The following is a 17,734-nucleotide window of genomic DNA, read 5'->3' as shown; positions in this document are numbered from 1 at the left end:
TGTACAATAATTGAAGTTGAGAATTTTGTACTCAATCAAAACCTGAAACGCCACGCCCCTTATGACTGACTTGACCACTTCCCCACAACTTGACCTCATGAGTGCGGATGAATTACGCTCTCAGCTTTTTGCAGGGTCGGAAAAAGCCCAATTCCAACTACTACAAACATTAACCCAAGGTGGGGAGACGGTTTGGGATGTTTTAATGGAATTTTTATTAAAACAGCAGTCTCATCCCCCTAGTGTAGTTGAGGGTAAAGTTTATCAAATTTTATATACGGCTCATCCCAATTCAGAAAAAGTCAGTACCTTTTTGCAAACCCATTTTCCTACGGGAATTGTCCCGTTAAAATCCGAAGCCGGAATAGATTATATTCCCTTGCAAAAATTACTCGCCGAACAAAATTTTTTAGAGGCTGATAAATTAAGTTTACAAAACCTTTGTGAATTAGCTGGTGCTTCTGCCTTACAAAGAAAATGGCTTTATTTTTCTGAGATTGAACGCTTTCCAACAACGGATTTACACACCCTTGATGCTCTTTGGCGGATTCATTCTGAAGGCAAATTTGGCTATTCTATCCAAAGAGAACTTTGGCTTGGTGTTAATAAAAATTGGGATAAACTCTGGCCGAAAATTGGGTGGCGCACGGGTCGAAATTGGACGCGCTACCCCCAAGGATTTACTTGGGATTTAACAGCACCAAAAGGTCATCTTCCTCTATCTAATCAATTGCGAGGAGTGCGAGTCATTGAAGCGTTACTCTCTCACCCAGCTTGGTTAAAGTCTTAAGGCCTGTTGCATTCAGAATATAACGAATCCCGACCCGCAAATGTGACAATTCTTAACACCATTTATCATCAAATCAGTTTAATCTTAAAAATTAGGCGGTTTTTTCACGGTGCTGTCATTAGCAAGACCCCTACTGTTGAATTTAGCTTTGGGATTAAATTTTTTAGTATGAGCGTTAACTTAGCAACCCAACTGCGAGAAGGCACGAAAAAGTCTCACACAATGGCGGAAAACGTCGGTTTTATCAAGTGCTTTTTAAAGGGTACGGTAGAAAAGACGTCTTACCGGAAATTAGCGGGAAATCTCTATTTCGTCTACTCTGCAATGGAAGAGGAGATGGAACGCCACCGCAACCATCCTGTTTTGTCCAAATTGTATTTTCCTGAACTCAACCGCAAACAAAGTTTAGAGCAGGATTTATACTTTTATTATGGAGAAAATTGGAAGGAAGAAGTACAACCTTCCGAAGCAGCACAAGCCTATGTTGCTCGAATTCGGGAAGTATCTAACTCTCAACCCGAATTGTTAATTGCTCATCTCTATACTCGCTATTTGGGTGACTTGTCAGGGGGGCAAATTCTCAAAGGAATTGCTCAAAATGCCATGAACCTCCCAGAGGGGAAAGGAACCCAATTTTACGAGTTCAACGATATTCCTGATGAAAAAGCTTTTAAAGTGAATTATCGTCAACAAATGGATAGCGTTGATATTGACCAAGACATGGCAACTCGCATTGTTGATGAAGCCAATGATGCCTTCGGAATGAACATGAAAATGTTCAATGAATTAGAAGGTAATTTAATTAAAGCAATTGGTCAAATGTTATTTAATACGTTAACTCGCCGTCGTACCCAAGGGTCAACGAAAGAGTTAGCAACCGCCGCCGAATAATCAGTTAAAACACGGAAGATTCAACTTAATCCTGAACGTAAGATGGCTGTAAAGCAGTCACCTTGGGTTCAGGATTTTGCAGTGATTTTAATTTAATTACAAAAGAACATACTAGAATCAAAACCATATCAACCGCAGGTTACAGACCTATTCGTATTATGTTTTATTACCCCAATAGACAACAGGCTATAAGAGTTCAGCAAACTTTAGAAACCCTTTATAAGGGAATTGGTGGTGAATATCACTATGGAGAGAGTGCCTGGAATTATGTTAATGAAAGAACGGGTATAGATTTAAGGGCTATTTTCTAAAGATAGATTGAAAACCCCGATTAAGTCTGGGTCTTTGTTACTGAAAAAAGGTCGAAACGCTTACCTGAATCTTGATGAAGAAGTATTAAATATTATTTCAAGTTTAGATATTATTCCTGTCCAAAGAAATCAAGGAATAGATGCTATTTTAAAACAGAATTATCGAGGTAAACCTGTCCCAATTCGGGTACAGCGTCAGGGAGAAAGCTTACACAAAGCACTGAATTTATTGCATAAAGCATCTCAAGCTAAAGGAGCTTTGAAATCGATTTTAGTTAAAACCTCTGATGATCTTTTTGAGCTTGAAGTAACAGATATTCCCAATCATGTCATGATTAGAGAAGCTCCTGCTTATACGGTTCACAAGGTACTATCTTAGATGAATTAAATTAATTCTTGGGTTTAAAACTCAACTTTATCATAAATATCAGCTATAACTATTTCAAACGGAATCGAGTTAAGCACTAGGTTTTCATTGCTATTATTATACTCCACAAATATCCAGTGTTTATGATCGGTTTTATAATAATGTTCAATATGAATTGTATATTGATCTATGAGGAGATATTCTTGAAAAGTAGGAAGAGTACGATAGGCTGCAAATTTTTCGTCTTTGTCGTAGTTTCGGGTTGATGCTGATAATACTTCTGCAATGATTAACGGATTTGTAATCGTGTCTTTTCTGCCTTCTTGGAGTTGAATTTCACCCTGAATAACCATAATATCAGGATAGGTATAGAGGGGTTTTTCGGGAATCCAAAGCCGTTGATCGGTAACAAATACGCGATAGGGTTGACGCTTGAGGGAAAAATTTAGTGTTCCACTCAAATTAAGAGCAATTTGATTATGATTGGGAGTTCCACCGGTCATGGGTCTAATTTCACCGTTAATATATTCATGGCGTTCTGAGGAATTCACCTCAAAATCGAGATAGTCTTCAAGGGTATAGATTTGTTTGACTTCAACTTGTAAGATCATGATCCTTTCCTTACCCTAAAATAGAATTTTAACCTATTCATAGATTAGCAAAAATTTATCACTTATGTTTCAAGCAACCCGGCGACGGTTAGCAATTTGGTATACCGCAGTTACCGCTATTTTATTATTATTATTTGCGAGTGGGTTTTATTTCTATGTGCGAAATACCTTAATTGAACGCATTGATGATACTTTAAATCACGTTGTAGAAGTGGTTGAACGTTCCCTTGTTATTGAACCCGTTTCTACCCCTCCAGCAATGTCTCCTGCGGTTTTAGCAGGTCAATTTCAAGTTAATGTTGAAGCGAGTTTTAGAAATAATTCTAATACCGTTGAAGATGATCATATTGATCTTGAGTGGTTTAGTCCGACGGGGGAATTATTATGGTCTACCTTTTCTCAAGCTTTAGATATTCCCTTGCATCCTAATCGAAGTGGGGAAACCGTTCATATTTCAGAACAATTGAACCCTTCAGAAATGATTTTAAGACAAGTCACAGACCGGGTAGAAATTGGACGGCAAGTATTAGGCTATTTACGAGTCAGTCATCCTTGGTTTGAAGTTACAAAACCCATTCGTCAGTTAATATTGGATTTAACAATCGGAACAATTTCAATGGTGATTGGTGTGGCTGCAATTGGCTGGTTTTTATCCGGTTTAGCAATAGAACCTGTACGAGATTCTTATCAACGATTAAAACAATTTACCGCCGATGCGTCCCACGAATTAAGAAATCCAATTGCGATGATTCAAACCAATGTGCAGGCTGCTTTAGCCGAACCCAATTTATCCAGTTCTGAACAACAACAATTGCAAGTTATTGAACGAATTACTCGCCGTTTAGGTCGGTTAGTAGATGATTTATTATTTTTAGCTAGACAGGATAGCGGTATTGTTAAACCCCAATTTGTTTCCCTTCCTTTGGATGGGCTATTAATGGAGGTTATAGAGGAACAAAAAGCGATCGTAACACAACAAAAAATCCATCTTTCCTTAAATTTTATTGAAGATTCTGAGGATATTATTGCCAATTCCAATAGTCATCCTATCACCGAAACTGAACCCTTTACTTTACAAGGAGATTGGGATCAATTGGTGCGATTATTTACGAATTTAGTCAGTAATGCTGTCCAGTATACTCCGGCTGGTGGTGAAATTAAAATAGAATTAAAACAGATTCCTAAAATTAAACGACAACCTACATTAGGAAAAGTAACAGAATCTTGGGAAAAAAATCATTCTCTCTTGAAATTTGAAGCCTTACAAGTTATAATTAAAGATACAGGAATTGGAATTCCTCCTGAAGCCTTACCCCATCTTTTTGATCGGTTTTATCGCGTTGATCCCTCTCGGACTCATCGTAATAGTGGAGGGTCGGGTTTAGGTTTAGCGATCGCCCAAGCAATAGTAGAAAATCATCACGGTCAAATTTCTTTAGAAAGCCAAATTAATCAAGGAACAACCGTTACAGTTACTTTACCTCTACATCCGAGCGGGTTATAAGCGATTACAAATTTAATTTTCTATCCCCCCTTGACACTCCAGTAAAGAGGAGACTTTAGAATAACATCAACAACAGTGTAGGGTGTGTCAGCAAAGTCAACACACTCCCTGAACTCATAATGGAGTTTAAATCATGAAAACAAGCTATTTCCAATTAAAGGGAATGGGATGCGCCGCCTGCGCCAATACCATAGAAACAGCGATTCAAAATGTTGATGGGGTTGCGGTTTGTCACGTTAATTTTGGTGCTGAACAAGCCACCGTTGAATTTGATCCCAAGCAAACCAATATTGAGCAAATTCAACAGGCGGTTATCGATGCGGGATATAGTGCCAAACCGATAGAAGATACAACCTCCCATCTCCAAGATCGTGAAAAAGAAAACCGAGAAATTGAACAAAAATTAACCCGAAAAGTCGCAATTAGTGCCATTATCAGTGTGTTTTTAGTTATCGGAGGATTACCGATGATGACGGGTTTAAATTTACCTTGGATTCCCACCTGGATGCACAATCCTGGGTTACAATTAATCCTGACAACACCGATTTTATTTTGGTCAGGTCAAGCCTTTTTCTTAGGAGCTTGGAAAGGCTTAAAACGTCATCAAGCTGATATGAATACTTTAATAGCAGTGGGAACAGGGGCTGCTTATTTGTATTCTATTTTTGTCACTTTCTTCCCGCAATTATTTTTAAATCAAGGCTTATCGGCAGATGTTTATTATGAATCGGCTGCTGTGATTATTACCTTAATTTTACTCGGTCAATTACTTGAACATCGCGCCAGAGGAAAAACATCCGATGCAATTAAAAAATTAATGGGATTACAAGCAAAAACTGCTCGTGTGATTCGGTCTGGAGAAGAAATTGATATTCCCATTGAAGCGGTGAATGTTGGTGATATTATTCGAGTCCGTCCCGGTGAAAAAATTCCCGTTGATGGTGAATTAATTGAAGGGAATTCTACGGTTGATGAATCGATGGTAACGGGAGAAAGTATTCCCGTTGAAAAACATCCAGAGGATGAAGTGATTGGGGCTACGATTAATAAAACCGGAAGCTTTAAATTTCGAGCTTCACGGGTGGGAAAAGATACCGTATTAGCCCAAATTGTGCAGTTAGTTCAACAAGCGCAAGGGTCAAAAGCACCGATTCAAAAATTAGCAGATCAAGTAACGAGTTGGTTTGTTCCAGTTGTAATTGCCATTGCGATCGCTACTTTTATTCTCTGGTTTAATTTGACTGGAAATCTGACTCTCGCCATTACAACAACCGTCGGCGTTTTAATTATTGCTTGTCCCTGTGCATTGGGATTAGCAACACCCACTTCTGTAATGGTAGGAACTGGTTTAGGGGCTGAACATGGTATTTTAATTAAAGGTGCTAATAGTTTAGAATTAGCCCATAAAATCCAAACCATTGTATTAGATAAAACCGGAACCATTACCGCCGGAAAACCCACTGTTACCCAGTATGTAACCGTAGGTGGAATCAACAATGATCATGAATTAAAATTATTACGATTAGTCGCAGCGATTGAACAACAATCTGAACATCCGTTAGCAGAGGCGATTGTTCAATATGCTAAAACACAAGGGGTGACTTTTCCCTTACCTGAAATTCGCAATTTCCAAGCTTTAGCAGGAATGGGAGTCCAAGGGTATATTTCAGATCGATTTGTACAAATTGGAACGTCTCGCTGGATGGAAGAATTAGAAATTGAAACTGAACCTTTACAACAGTATCAAACAAGTTGGGAGTCTGAAGGAAAAACCACCGCTTGGATAGCCATTGATGGAGAAATAGAAGGATTAGTTGCGATTTCCGATGCGGTGAAACTAACCTCAAAAACGGCTATTCAAGCCTTACAAAAAATGGGTTTAGAGGTGGTGATGTTAACCGGAGATAATCAAAAAACCGCCGAAGTGATCGCTGCTGAAGTGGGAATTCAACGGGTGTTTGCAGAAGTTCGTCCTGACCAAAAAGCGAATATGATTAAATCCCTGCAAACTGAACGCAAAGGACGGAAAAAACAGCCTTCAATTGTAGCCATGGTGGGGGATGGAATTAATGATGCTCCGGCTTTAGCTCAAGCGGATGTAGGAATTGCCATTGGGACAGGAACAGATGTGGCGATCGCAGCTAGTGATATTACCTTAATTTCAGGGGATTTAATGGGTTTAGTCACCGCCATTAAATTAAGTAAAGCTACCTTGAATAATATTCGCCAAAATCTGTTTTTTGCCTTTATTTATAACTCAGCCGGAATTCCAATTGCAGCCGGAATTCTTTATCCCTTAACAGGTTGGTTATTAAATCCCATTATTGCAGGAGGAGCGATGGCAATGAGTTCAATTTCTGTTGTTACCAATGCTTTACGTTTACGTCAGTTTAAACTGAATTAAACTCGGTAACAATATGATTTTAATCATAAATAATTATGAATAAAAAACACAAAACAAGATTACAATTTAGCGGGATTTTGCTATCAATTTTAATAGCTAATTCTGCTCCCCTTCGAGCAATGGAATCCCATTCCGAACCCTCTAACAATCAATTTCGGACAATTGAACAGTCCTTATCAACAAAAATGGTAGTTACTGCGGGGGGGTTAGCCTTAATTGGGTTAGAATTGTGGTGGTTTTTATTGAGTAAACCCAAAGCCAAAAAAGCAACAATCAATCAGAATATTCAAGAATTAGAGATTAAGGAGAAATCTTGAAACCCGTTAAAACGTTAGAATTCCTGATCTGGCTAGTCTAAATGATTTGTGATTAAAACCTGTAGGGGTTGGGAGACCCAACCCAGACACCAAGAGGGTTGGGTCTCCTAACCCCTACGATAACCCTCTTCTGTCAGTCTCCGAGGAGTAAAATTAGAAAATAAACCAGATGGGTAGCTAGAAGGGGGATAGGGTAATGGATGTAGAATTACAGATGATCAAACATTTAGCCCGAGATGCACAACCAACAGTTTCAGTGATTGATGAATATTGTCAAGGTTATAAAGACCTATTCCCAGAAGTGAGAAGTTACGAATGTTTTAAATACTTACATCTAGGAATTATCTCACCAATTCCGAGAAAATCTTTACCGGAAATTGCTAAAATAGTAGGAATTAGGTCGCCACAATCACTGCATCATTTCTTAGCCAATTCGCCTTGGTCAGCAAGGGAATTAAAGGAAAGAAGATTAGCCCGAACTCTAAAAGCATTGAAAGGAGAGAAGATTATAGTAATAATTGATGAGACAGGAGATAGGAGAAAGGGAAAAAAAACCGACTATATAGCTAGACAATACTTGGGAAGTGTGGGCAAAACAGATCGGGGAATAGTATCAGTTAATGCTTACGGTGTTTATAAAAATATAACCTTTCCTTTAGTGTTTAGAGTATTTAAACCCAAAGGAACATTAAAAGAAGGAGATGTCTACAAAACTAAGATTGAAATCGCATCAGAAATTCTAACAGAATTGGTTGATTGGGGATTTCAGATTGAATTGGTATTAGCAGATAGCCTTTATGGTGAAAGTAGTTCGTTTATCAGTACATTAGATCAATTTCAAATTCCTTGGGTACTAGCAATAAGAAGTAATCATGGAGTCTGGATGTCAAGCGAGCAGAAAGTTAGAGCCAACAAATGGTGTAAATTTGAGAGGATTTTTAGCAATCAAGAATCAGAAACCAGATATATTAGAGAAATCATATTTGGGAAAAGAAGTACAAGAACCTATTGGGAAATTACCACAGATCCAGAAACGATGCCAGAAACATCAACTTCGTTTGTCATGACAAATTTAACAGAGAAGAGAAGCCAGATGAAAAAGACATTAGGTAATTTATACGGGTTAAGAACATGGGTGGAATATGGATTTCGACAATGTAAACAAGAACTGGGTTGGACTGATTATCGGTTGACGGATTTTCCCGATATAGAAAAATGGTGGGAAATCATTTTCTGTGTGTATTTAATGATTAGTTTCAACTCCGAAGTTTTCCGGTCTTTAAGTCAAGGCAGTCCCCGAGAATCTGAGAGCAAAAAAAACACCACCGATTGCTCAACTCATCAACAATGGAATCACAAAGAGGGATGGAAAAATGTTTTAAATAATCTGCGTTTAATAATTCAGCCTACTATTATATTGTGGTTGATTGTCCCGTGGCTAGATATTTTTCCCGACCGCCATTTATTAGTGGGTTTTCATAAATTAATTGAGAATATTAATCAATTTCAATCTTATTTTCCCAATGGATAACTCTACTTTTTATTACTTGTTGATTTCGGAGAGTGACAGAAGAGGGATAAAATATGATTTCAGCCGATGATTTTTCTGAGTCTTGCAAATGCCGCCTAGACATCCGATGCTGTATGGGTTTAAAATGGGAGGCTTCCCTACTCGCTAGGGGAATTATTGGAAACAGCCAACACAACTTAGTTTAAGTCTTCTATTAATGCAGTAATTGAAGGGAAACAATCAATAACTGTTGACAAAAAACTAGATTTATGATAATACAAACTGGGGGGGATGCCTCTACCGCATAGAAATAACGTCCCTAGCTTGACGCTCTAGTAGTGAAAGCACCTTAACCCGTAGCCGAAAGGTTACAAAATTGTGTAACGTAGCTACCTAGAAATAAGTAGCCAACACAAATTAGTCGAAGTCTTCTATTAATGCGGAATCGAAGGAGGCTTCGACTCCACCTCCCGCCGCAAACAGAAATTAAAAAATCAGAGCCTTCTGTAGTTGCTAAAAGCTCTAACTCTTTAACCTCTGGAAAACTCCAAAGAAAAACTTTTAAAACTTAAATTTCTGCAACAAAATCTAGTTACAAAAAGTTGCGATTAAAAAGCACAAAAAAAGCCCCATCGTTGGAGCTAAATATGAGGGTTTTTATCCCCTGCAAAAACTTTGACTCTGAAAAATTTTATTAGAATAAATTAGAATAAAAAAATACCCCTGCCATCTTCCACGAATTGCAGGGGTAAAAACGTTACTTATTTTTTGTGATTTGAGAGTAAATTTTTAGAGAATTAATTGCCTAAATTATTGCTGGCGTAAGCATCTAAACTATAGGCAGGAATGCGGACGCTGTAGTCGGTTTCTTGACCTGTAACGGACTGAGCGATTTGCTCAAAGGAGTTGGAATTCCAGTTCCGTTCGTGAATGGGTTTGGTTTGTTCACCCCGGAAGTAAGCTTGAGTCCCAATTACAACAGCCGCAACCCAACCCACAATGAATAAAGAAATTAAAACGGTAAACATAACTTTTCTCCTAACCTGCTTTAGCTTGCTTTCTATGTAAACGATTGTAACAGACAGTTAAAAAATATTGCAATAACTTGACAGATTTTTTTTGGTGTGTTTACCGTACCTGGTTAGGGGGGTGGGGAGGAGAAGGGGAGAAGGGGAGAAGGGGAGAAGGGGAGAAGGGGAGAAGGGGAGAAGGGGAGAAGGGGAGAAGGGGAGAAGGGGGAGTATCCTGGCTTCCTAGCAACAAACTGTCAACCATCAACCGCCAACTAAAACCAGAAATTAAGGAAGAATTAAGAAAATAGTGATAAGCATTTCTGCTAGATTTGATATACACCAGTGATGTCTTGTACAGGCAGAGTTGATTAGAAATTTCTAAGCCTGATCGAATAAAGGATATTTTTTGACAAGTTCCCTTTAGAATAATAAATAGGTAATTATGCAGAGATTGGAAGCTAATATGACGCAAAGCGATTCTCGCACTCCTGTTTCACTCTCAGAACGAGAACTGCAAGTTGTGGAGTTAGTTGCGAGTGGATTAACAAATCAAGAAATTGCGGAGAAACTAGAAATTAGTAAACGTACAGTTGATAATCATATCAGTAACATTCTCACAAAAACTGCAACGGATAACCGAGTGGCTTTAGTCCGTTGGGCGTTGCAATGGGGAAAGGTTTGTCTGGATCATATTAACTGCTGTCCTCTACCGCTAATTCCCACTGACGATGAAACGGAAGCTATCATTTCTTCTTCAGTAGAATAGCGAAACAATAGGTTAATGTTGAATGCAAACAGTTAAACAGAAACAACGGCTTCGCTATCAAGTTCGCTGTCGGACACTTCCTTTAACGGTGTATCGAGAAGTGGCTGCACATTTGCGTCAGGTCGAAGGAGTGAACACGGGGTTAATTCCGACAAGCATTAGTCCTGATGAAATACTGCCAGAATTTGATTACACTCAAAGTCAGGTTGGCAGTTTATGGATCGAATATGATGACACTCATGATTCGGCAACTCGTCAACAGATTGATCAAATTTTGGCGTATTATAACGATCGTTATGGAACCTGGGAGATAATCGATCCGCCACAGGAGTAACGATTAATTAAGAAACTAATGGAACTGATTAAAGCATTACGAGGAACACGAGATATCCTGCCTGATGAAATTGGATACTGGCAATGGCTGGAGTCTGTTGCCAGAGATATTTTATTGAAGGCAAATTATCAAGAAATTCGCACCCCAATTTTTGAACAAACGGCTTTATTTGAACGGGGTATTGGGGAAGCGACGGATGTGGTCGGCAAAGAAATGTATACGTTTGTTGACCGGGGTGAACGTTCAATTACTTTGCGTCCAGAGGGAACGGCGGGCGTGGTTCGCAGCTTTATTGAAAACAAACTCCACGCGACCGGAGGAGTGCAACGGTTATGGTATACCGGGCCGATGTTTCGCTATGAACGACCCCAAGCCGGACGTCAACGACAGTTTCATCAAATTGGGGTTGAAGTGTTAGGAAGTCGGGATGCGAGGGCTGATGTTGAAGTGATTGCGATCGCGACTAATATATTACAAAAGTTAGGATTAAAAAATTTAAACCTCAACTTAAATTCTGTCGGAAATTCAACGGATCGTCAAGTTTATCGTCAAGCTTTAGTGGATTATTTAACTCAATATAAAGATGAATTAGATCCAGATTCTCAAGATCGTTTATCTCGAAATCCCTTAAGAATTTTAGATAGTAAAGATCAACGGACGCAGGAAATTGTTCAAGATGCTCCGAGTATTTTAGAGTATTTAGGAGACGATTCTCGCGCTCATTTTGAACAGGTTCAACAGTTATTAACGGCGTTAGAAATTCCTTACAGTTTGAACCCTCGATTAGTGCGCGGTTTAGATTATTATACCCATACGGCGTTTGAGATTATTTCTGATGATTTAGGGGCTCAAGCAACGGTTTGTGGCGGCGGTCGTTATGATGGTTTAGTGCAAGAATTAGGGGGGCCAGAAACTCCGGCGGTGGGTTGGGCAATTGGGTTAGAACGGTTAGTGATTTTGTTACAACAGTTGAATTCTCTTTCGGGTTCTAGCTTAGATTTTTATATGGTTTCTAGGGGCAATTTAGCTGAATCTCAAGCGTTAATTTTAGCTCAAAAATTACGTCAAAATGGCTTCAGTGTGGAGTTAGATTTAAGTGGAAGTGCCTTTGGTAAACAATTTAAACGGGCAGATCGCAGTGGTGCTGTGGCTTGTTTAGTATTAGGAGATGCAGAAGCAGAACAGCAAACAATTAAGTTAAAATGGTTAAAAACAGGGGAAGAAATCACAATTAATCAATCAGATTTATTCGATAAAATTGATCAATTTCGGGAACACATTAAAACCCTAAAAACCCCTTAATCTCTCGTTCCAATGCTCTGCATTGGAATGCTATCAAGAGGCTCTGCCTCATTAATTCTAATAATTAGAAGTGATAGTGTGTGTTTAAGAGGTGTTTAACAGGCAAGATGCCTGTTCCACTTCCACATCCACTTCTAGCAGGATTTTAACCTCCAGCGGCAAAGGTTGCCATAATAATAATTGATAGAGCTAAACCGGGGAACAACAGAATCAATAACATAAAAAGATCGTGAGTATTCATAGTAATAAAGGGTCTAAATTAACTTGCCGATAGCATAACATAAATTTCCTAAAAAGTGGCTCGAATTTAAAAAATATTTTAAAATGATAGAGTTTAAAGCATTTATCCTCATCATTCTTACCATGACAATTGCTGTTGACCAAATTTTCAATGTTGCGAACCTGTTTGTGCTTCCCTTTTGGGCGTTAATGATTATTTTACCGAACTGGGGAGTGACCCGAAAAGTCATGGAGTCCTATCTTCCCTTTGTGTTGTTAGCGGGAGTTTATTTATATCTGTTTATTAGCAGTATTAACCCTGAGAATGCAGCAGCATTATCCAATCCAAAATTATCAGATATTGCCCATTTCTTCGCTGATGAAAATGCCGCAGCAACGGGATGGATTCACTTTTTAGTGATGGATTTATTTGTCGGACGTTGGATTTATTGGGATGGACAAAAAACGGGAATTTGGACAAGTCATTCCTTAGCGTTTTGTTTATTTGCGGGGCCGTTTGGATTATTATCTCATATTCTAACCAATTGGATTAGTAAGCTGTTTTTTTCTCAACCCCAGTCTGAAATTAATCCAGTATCAAATTCTTAGATACCGAGAAACCGGGTTTCTGCCTTAATCTTTGCTGCATAATAGAAAGATAGTAGAAGAAACCCGGTTTCTGAGTCCCTACTGTTCCTCGCCCAACCCCTACCTCAATACACCTAAAATTTTTGGATTAATTTACCAATTTTATCAAAGAACCACCGCAGAATTTATTAATCGGAGATTAACCCATGACACGCGGATTACCAGAAGATACAAAAATCGGTTTTTGGGGCAAAATTAAAAGAGGGTTAGAATCTATATTCCTACCTCATAAATACATAGCAGATACCCAAGAACTAAGTACAAGAATAATAGTAGATAATCAAGTTAAAATGGAGGAAAAACGACAACAAATTAAGTTAGCAGAGCTAAAATTACAATATATTCAAAATCAAGAAAATCGAGACTTTCAAGCCCAACAAGCGGAACTGAATCATCAACGACAAAAGGAACTCCAAGAATATATCCAAAGTGTTAACTTAGCCATTCACAAAAGCAATATTGAGTTTCAACGCTGGCGTTTTGAACAGGAAAAAAGCCTGGAAACTGAATTAGCTCAATATAACCGAGAAACTCAATTAGCCATCGCTGAATATCAACGGGAAACAGCGATAAAAGTTGCCCATAACCAAGCAGAAGTTCAGAAAAATTTTGCGAATTGGCCTTTGACTTTACCTCCTGCACAAATTTTAGAATCCTACAGTCATAATAGTTTAATTCCTTTGCGAGTTTTTATCGCGCCACCTAAAGTTAAATTTGAACATTTTGTTGAAAAAAATCAAAATTTCCCCGATATTGAATTAACCTTAAATCAACAATTGCGTGATTTTTTTGACTACTATTCTCAACAGGGAAGACCGATAGAATTTTTAGCAGGAGCTTGGGAAAGTAAACGCTTTCATAGTGAAGCGAGTATTAAAGCTTTATTTGGGATCTTAAAATCAGAACCGACCTTAATATTAGAGTCGGAATTTGATGGCGGTTATCTCAATTTTAGAACCGCCTATTGGACAATAGGACAACCTAAATATTCCTATCAAACCATTATTGCTCGTTTATCCTATCGGGAGATTTTGTATAATTCTGCTAAAACTCGCGCCTTGACTTGGAAGAATACAAAAGATAAACTGATTGCATTAGGAAAAACCCAAGCTGAGATTGAAAAACGGGGCGGGGATAATGAAATTAATCTCAAGATTTGGGAAGAAGAACAAAGTTTGCGAGAAGCGGGAATTGAGGATAATGAGTTAGAAATTCACTATAAAATTAATCGCAAACATTTTGAAGATTTGTATCAGTTTTTAATTACTTGTCATTGTTTAGTTGCAGGTTGGATAGCTGATACCCATCATCTATTTTTACATGATTTAACACCCTTATTGCCACAACTCCTCCCAGATTTAACTCAAAATATTCCTGAAGGAGAGGTTACAGATGAAGTGGTGGGGGTTGTGATTTCCGGTTATGAACAAATTTATCAAGCTTTAGCCGTTGAACGTTCCCACTGGGTTCCTGAATTAATATTAAAATTAGCCCAAGGTTTAGTCAATTTTCCGAATCAATCTTGGGCGAAAACACAATTGTTGAATTCTGTTGAATATTGGTTGAAGTTAAGAAACTCGGTTTCTCAAAGAAACCGGGTTTCTGAAGAATCTGAGTTATGGGATGCTGTTAATTCTGTTGTAACCGCTCAGGATTTAGATTATATTGAAAATGTGAATAACTTGTTAGCAATATTGGGAGAAACCCACCGGGTTAATATTGTTCAAACCTGTTATAAACGGGGACAAAACCATTGTCAAAAGGGAGAATATTCTACCGCAATTGATGATTTTACCCAAGTGTTGTTACTAGAAACTAATTCCCCCGATGCCAATTATAATCGCGGATTAGCGTATAGTAAATTAGGGCAATATCAATCGGCGATAGAAGATTATAACCAAAGCTTGCAATTGAATCCGAATTATGCTGAAGCTTACAATAATCGCGGTAATGCTTATTATAAATTAGGAGAATATGAAAAAGCGATCACAGATTATAATTCCTGTCTCGCCCTCAATCCTAATTTACCCGGAGTTGCCCATAATCGAGATGTTGTTCAAGGGGTTTGGGATGAAAAATGCCGTCAGGAACAGATGGAAACGGAAATAAAACGTCAGGAAGAAGAAGAAAAACACCTTCAAGAAAGAGAATTTAAATTTGATGTGATTACGGTTAACGTACTAGGAAAGGAAACCAAACTAGAACACTGTCGGGCTGAATTTTTCAAAGAAGATTTAGGCAATAATATCAGCTTAGAAATGGTATCCATTCCTGGGGGAACTTTTATGATGGGTTCACCAGAAGATGACACTGAAAAACCCATACATCCCGTTAATATTGCTGCCTTTTCTATGGCAAAATATCCCATTACTCAAGCTCAATGGCAAGCCATTATGGGGAATAATCCTTCTAGTTTTAAAGGCGCAAATCGACCTGTTGAATGTGTAACCTGGTACCAAGCGCAAGAATTTTGTCAGCGACTTTCCCAAAAAACAGGCAAAACCTATCGTTTACCGTCTGAGGCAGAATGGGAATATGCTTGTCGGGCGGGAACAACAACACCTTTCCATTTTGGCGAAACAATTACAGTCGATTTAGCGAATTACGACGCGAAATATAGGTACGCTTCTGCACCAACAGGAACCTATCGTCAACAAACCACCGATGTCGGTAGTTTTCCCCCGAATGCCTTTGGATTATACGATATGCACGGTAACGTTTGGGAATGGTGCGCTGACCCTTGGCATGAAAATTATAATGGCGCGCCCACTGATGGTAGCGTTTGGGAGTCGGGCGCAAATACTCAATACCGGGTATTACGCGGAGGTTCATGGTACACCCATCCCAGGGAGTGTCGCAGTGCCAATCGCTGTGGGAAGAAGCCGACTGAGCGGCTCAGGAACTTTGGTTTTCGCGTTGTTTCCCTTCCTCCTGCGTGGATTCTGTAACCCTTTGACCGAGAAACCGGGTTTCTGCCGTTATCTTTACTGCATCAAAAGATAGCTGAAGAAACCTGGTTTCTGAGCCGCCATAGTTGTATCGAGAAACCGGGTTTCTACCTTAATCTTTCCTGCATAATAGAAAGATAGCTGAAAAAATCCGGTTTCTGAATCTACAATTTTAAGGTCAAAATATGGCAGTTGAATATGATTTAGTAGTGATTGGTGGGGGTTCTGGGGGTTTAGTTGTTGCCAGTGCAGCAGCACAATTGAAAGCCAAAGTTGCCTTAGTCGAACGCGATCGCTTAGGGGGGGATTGTTTATGGTTTGGCTGTGTTCCCAGTAAGTCTTTAATTCACGCTTCACGGGTTGCTTATGAAGTTAAAAATGCAGCTAAATTTGGCATTTATACCGACAATTATAACATTAATTTTGCTCAAGCTGCAAGTCATGTTCAACAGGTTATTTCTACCATACAACCCCATGATTCTCCAGAACGATTTGAATCTTTAGGGGTTGAAGTCATTTTTGGAGGAGGTCAATTTTTAGACAAAAAAACCTTTAGTATTAATGGACGAAAACTAACCGCTAGAGCTTTTGTCATTGCAACGGGTTCGCGTCCAGCTATTCCTAATATTCCAGGGTTAACTGAAGCTGGTTTTCTGACGAATGAACAGGTATTTTCTGTGCAAAATTGTCCTGAATCTTTAGCCGTTATGGGAGGAGGGCCTATTGGTTGTGAACTCGGACAAGCTTTTTCTCGGTTAGGGTCAAAGGTGACAATTTTATCGAGTCGGAATCAAATTTTACCGAAAGAAGATCCTGAAGCAGCACAGGTGGTTCAAGAGCAATTGTTATCCGAAGATATTGTGATTTTAAATCATACCAAAGCAGAACGAGTTGAAATTGAAAATGGCAAAAAGAAAATTATTGCTGGAAACCATAACATTTTAGCTGATGAAATTTTAGTTTCGGTGGGGCGAGTTCCCAATATTGAATCCTTGAATTTAGAAGCAGCAGGTGTTACAATTAGTCAATCAGGAATTAAAGTTAATCATAAACTGCAAACAACCAATCCGTGTATTTACGCTTGCGGAGATGTGATTGGTGGGTATCAATTTACTCATGTTGCGAGTTATGAAGCAGTTGTGGTGTTAACAAATACCCTATTTTTTCCCATTAGTAAAGTAAACTATCGAGTTATACCTTGGGCTACTTTTACTGATCCTGAATTAGCAAGAGTGGGGTTAACAGAACAGCAAGCAAAAGAAGAATATGGAGAGAATGTTTATGTTTTAAAACAACCCTTTGTAAGTGTTGATCGCGCCCTAGCCGAAGCAAAACCCCAGGGATTTGCTAAAATTATTACTAAAGGCAATGGAGAAATTTTGGGTGCTCATCTCGTGGGTTCATCGGCTGGAGAGTTAATTCATGAAATTGTTTTAGCGATGTCCCATCGACTTAAGGTTTCTGCCTTGACAGGAATTCATATTTATCCTACCTTATCAGAAGTTAATAGTAAGGCTGCCTTATTATTGAAAAAACAACAATATGCGAATAATTCTTGGCAACAAACCTTTTTAGAGCGGTTTTTTAATTGGAGGCGATCGCTGTAATCAAAGCTTATGAAAATTCTCACTTTTAATATTCGTTATGATAAACCAGATCTGGGTAATAATGACTGGAAATTTCGTCGTTATGCGATCGCAAAATTGATTCAAAACCATGACCCAGATATCATTGCAACTCAGGAAGGAAAAGCGCATCAACTCCTAGATTTACATCGATAAATTTTAAGTAAAGGAATC

Annotated in this window: 17 protein-coding genes; 15 read left to right on the top strand and 2 right to left on the bottom strand. The window is 38.7% G+C overall.

Annotated features, from left to right (window positions below; all coding sequences use genetic code 11):
• Window positions 1-61: 61 nt before the first annotated feature.
• The 4 genes from NMK36_RS23165 to NMK36_RS23150 all read left to right on the top strand — a co-directional run bounded on the left by NMK36_RS23165 (window position 62) and on the right by NMK36_RS23150 (window position 2,371).
• The gene (locus tag NMK36_RS23165; RefSeq protein ID WP_072718280.1) at window positions 62-790 is read left to right on the top strand and encodes a GUN4 domain-containing protein; all 729 of its coding nucleotides are present in this window, start codon (window positions 62-64) and stop codon (window positions 788-790) included.
• Between the two features lie 168 nt (window positions 791-958).
• Window positions 959-1,681, top strand: a complete 723-nt coding sequence (locus tag NMK36_RS23160) for a heme oxygenase (biliverdin-producing) (protein ID WP_254174717.1) — start codon at window positions 959-961, stop codon at window positions 1,679-1,681.
• 62 nt (window positions 1,682-1,743) lie between these two features.
• Entirely contained in the window at window positions 1,744-1,992 is a 249-nt protein-coding gene (locus NMK36_RS23155) for an ApaLI family restriction endonuclease (RefSeq protein ID WP_083579916.1), read from the top strand.
• Window positions 1,993-1,999: 7 nt separating this feature from the next.
• Window positions 2,000-2,371: a hypothetical protein gene (locus NMK36_RS23150; protein ID WP_072718281.1), complete on the top strand. Its 372-nt coding sequence runs from the start codon at window positions 2,000-2,002 to the stop codon at window positions 2,369-2,371.
• Window positions 2,372-2,394: 23 nt separating this feature from the next.
• On the opposite strand, the gene NMK36_RS23145 is transcribed toward NMK36_RS23150, so the two are convergent.
• Window positions 2,395-2,970 carry a Uma2 family endonuclease gene (locus NMK36_RS23145; protein WP_072718282.1) on the bottom strand — a complete coding sequence of 192 codons (576 nt, stop codon included), beginning with the start codon at window positions 2,968-2,970 and terminating at the stop codon, window positions 2,395-2,397.
• Window positions 2,971-3,034: 64 nt separating this feature from the next.
• Between NMK36_RS23145 and NMK36_RS23140 the strand changes: the two genes are divergently transcribed.
• The 4 genes from NMK36_RS23140 to NMK36_RS23125 all read left to right on the top strand — a co-directional run bounded on the left by NMK36_RS23140 (window position 3,035) and on the right by NMK36_RS23125 (window position 8,726).
• A complete protein-coding gene (locus tag NMK36_RS23140) occupies window positions 3,035-4,474 on the top strand; it encodes a sensor histidine kinase (protein ID WP_254174716.1) in 1,440 nt (479 codons plus the stop codon).
• 133 nt (window positions 4,475-4,607) lie between these two features.
• A complete protein-coding gene (locus NMK36_RS23135) occupies window positions 4,608-6,878 on the top strand; it encodes a heavy metal translocating P-type ATPase (RefSeq protein WP_254174715.1) in 2,271 nt (756 codons plus the stop codon).
• Between the two features lie 35 nt (window positions 6,879-6,913).
• Window positions 6,914-7,195 carry a hypothetical protein gene (locus NMK36_RS23130; protein ID WP_072718285.1) on the top strand — a complete coding sequence of 94 codons (282 nt, stop codon included), beginning with the start codon at window positions 6,914-6,916 and terminating at the stop codon, window positions 7,193-7,195.
• Window positions 7,196-7,391: 196 nt separating this feature from the next.
• On the top strand, window positions 7,392-8,726 hold the full coding sequence (locus NMK36_RS23125) for an IS701 family transposase (RefSeq protein ID WP_072718077.1): 1,335 nt from the start codon (window positions 7,392-7,394) through the stop codon (window positions 8,724-8,726).
• A gap of 776 nt (window positions 8,727-9,502) precedes the next feature.
• On the opposite strand, the gene NMK36_RS23120 is transcribed toward NMK36_RS23125, so the two are convergent.
• On the bottom strand, window positions 9,503-9,733 hold the full coding sequence (locus NMK36_RS23120) for a photosystem II protein, Psb35-related (RefSeq protein WP_072718286.1): 231 nt from the start codon (window positions 9,731-9,733) through the stop codon (window positions 9,503-9,505).
• Between the two features lie 448 nt (window positions 9,734-10,181).
• Between NMK36_RS23120 and NMK36_RS23115 the strand changes: the two genes are divergently transcribed.
• From NMK36_RS23115 to NMK36_RS23080, 7 genes are all read left to right on the top strand, one after another.
• On the top strand, window positions 10,182-10,484 hold the full coding sequence (locus NMK36_RS23115) for a helix-turn-helix domain-containing protein (protein WP_072718287.1): 303 nt from the start codon (window positions 10,182-10,184) through the stop codon (window positions 10,482-10,484).
• Window positions 10,485-10,506: 22 nt separating this feature from the next.
• Window positions 10,507-10,818, top strand: coding sequence for a hypothetical protein (locus NMK36_RS23110; RefSeq protein WP_072718288.1), 312 nt, complete (start codon window positions 10,507-10,509; stop codon window positions 10,816-10,818).
• Window positions 10,819-10,836: 18 nt separating this feature from the next.
• Entirely contained in the window at window positions 10,837-12,120 is a 1,284-nt protein-coding gene (gene hisS, locus NMK36_RS23105) for a histidine--tRNA ligase (RefSeq protein WP_254174714.1), read from the top strand.
• Window positions 12,121-12,483: 363 nt separating this feature from the next.
• Entirely contained in the window at window positions 12,484-12,948 is a 465-nt protein-coding gene (locus NMK36_RS23100; RefSeq protein ID WP_254174713.1) for an ABA4-like family protein, read from the top strand.
• 185 nt (window positions 12,949-13,133) lie between these two features.
• On the top strand, window positions 13,134-15,935 hold the full coding sequence (locus tag NMK36_RS23095; protein ID WP_438822833.1) for an SUMF1/EgtB/PvdO family nonheme iron enzyme: 2,802 nt from the start codon (window positions 13,134-13,136) through the stop codon (window positions 15,933-15,935).
• Window positions 15,936-16,120: 185 nt separating this feature from the next.
• Window positions 16,121-17,542 (top strand): dihydrolipoyl dehydrogenase family protein, encoded by a 1,422-nt coding sequence (locus NMK36_RS23085; protein ID WP_072718292.1) that lies wholly within the window; start codon window positions 16,121-16,123, stop codon window positions 17,540-17,542.
• Window positions 17,543-17,551: 9 nt separating this feature from the next.
• Entirely contained in the window at window positions 17,552-17,716 is a 165-nt protein-coding gene (locus NMK36_RS23080; protein WP_186440310.1) for an endonuclease/exonuclease/phosphatase family protein, read from the top strand.
• Window positions 17,717-17,734: the final 18 nt, after the last annotated feature.

Origin of the sequence: Planktothrix pseudagardhii, from assembly GCF_904830925.1 — a bacterium.
Classification (GTDB): domain Bacteria; phylum Cyanobacteriota; class Cyanobacteriia; order Cyanobacteriales; family Microcoleaceae; genus Planktothrix; species Planktothrix tepida.
The sequence above is the reverse complement of the archived record's forward strand: the minus strand, read 5'-3'. Positions and strand labels throughout refer to the sequence as shown.

Coding starts and splice junctions, on each gene's coding strand:
- NMK36_RS23110 (WP_072718288.1), top strand. CDS start 10,507: ATGCAAACAGTTAAACAGAAACAACGGCTTCGCTATCAAGTTCGCTGT.
- NMK36_RS23095 (WP_438822833.1), top strand. CDS start 13,134: ATGACACGCGGATTACCAGAAGATACAAAAATCGGTTTTTGGGGCAAA.
- NMK36_RS23160 (WP_254174717.1), top strand. CDS start 959: ATGAGCGTTAACTTAGCAACCCAACTGCGAGAAGGCACGAAAAAGTCT.
- NMK36_RS23165 (WP_072718280.1), top strand. CDS start 62: ATGACTGACTTGACCACTTCCCCACAACTTGACCTCATGAGTGCGGAT.
- NMK36_RS23100 (WP_254174713.1), top strand. CDS start 12,484: ATGACAATTGCTGTTGACCAAATTTTCAATGTTGCGAACCTGTTTGTG.
- NMK36_RS23145 (WP_072718282.1), bottom strand. CDS start 2,970: ATGATCTTACAAGTTGAAGTCAAACAAATCTATACCCTTGAAGACTAT.
- NMK36_RS23080 (WP_186440310.1), top strand. CDS start 17,552: ATGAAAATTCTCACTTTTAATATTCGTTATGATAAACCAGATCTGGGT.
- NMK36_RS23125 (WP_072718077.1), top strand. CDS start 7,392: ATGGATGTAGAATTACAGATGATCAAACATTTAGCCCGAGATGCACAA.
- NMK36_RS23135 (WP_254174715.1), top strand. CDS start 4,608: ATGAAAACAAGCTATTTCCAATTAAAGGGAATGGGATGCGCCGCCTGC.
- NMK36_RS23115 (WP_072718287.1), top strand. CDS start 10,182: ATGACGCAAAGCGATTCTCGCACTCCTGTTTCACTCTCAGAACGAGAA.
- NMK36_RS23120 (WP_072718286.1), bottom strand. CDS start 9,733: ATGTTTACCGTTTTAATTTCTTTATTCATTGTGGGTTGGGTTGCGGCT.
- NMK36_RS23130 (WP_072718285.1), top strand. CDS start 6,914: ATGAATAAAAAACACAAAACAAGATTACAATTTAGCGGGATTTTGCTA.
- hisS (WP_254174714.1), top strand. CDS start 10,837: ATGGAACTGATTAAAGCATTACGAGGAACACGAGATATCCTGCCTGAT.
- NMK36_RS23085 (WP_072718292.1), top strand. CDS start 16,121: ATGGCAGTTGAATATGATTTAGTAGTGATTGGTGGGGGTTCTGGGGGT.
- NMK36_RS23140 (WP_254174716.1), top strand. CDS start 3,035: ATGTTTCAAGCAACCCGGCGACGGTTAGCAATTTGGTATACCGCAGTT.